Origin of the sequence: Helicobacter vulpis (genome assembly GCF_003660395.1) — a bacterium.
Classification (GTDB): Bacteria; Campylobacterota; Campylobacteria; order Campylobacterales; family Helicobacteraceae; genus Helicobacter; species Helicobacter vulpis.
In genome coordinates this window covers 1-377 of record NZ_QXQT01000103.1, presented here as the reverse complement: position 1 = coordinate 377, position 377 = coordinate 1, and the positions used below count along the sequence as shown (strand labels likewise).

The 377-nt window shown below is 47.7% G+C and carries 1 protein-coding gene; it reads left to right on the top strand.

The annotated features are described in order from the left end of the window. Nucleotides 1-377: hypothetical protein (locus EAO38_RS08770; protein WP_162982773.1), on the top strand; the 377-nt coding region annotated here is incomplete at both ends.

Genomic DNA, 377 nt, shown 5'->3' with positions numbered 1-377 from the left:
GCCCCTTTTAATCCCCCTTCAATCTCTGTTAAACTCTGCTAAATGCGCGCTCAAAGAGGTCAGAAGCGCGCTAGATTTAGAGATTTTAGAGCATTGCGCTTCTCAATTTGCAAGGCTCAATGAGGGGTGGTTGGATTTTAGGCAAGAACTCAATATGACCACCGATAAAGACTTGTTTCTCCCCATAGACACACAGAGTAAAACCCAAACAGCCCCGCTAGCAAAAGCTGCGCTAGCAAAAGCTGCGCTTTTGCCCCTGCTTGAGGGCAAACACATCCACCAATTCAATGCAGAGTTTGCCCCGCCCCGCTTTTGTGTGGAGTTAAAGGCACTCCAAGAGAGACTAAAAAGCAAAGAAGAGCACCGCGCTAAAAAGG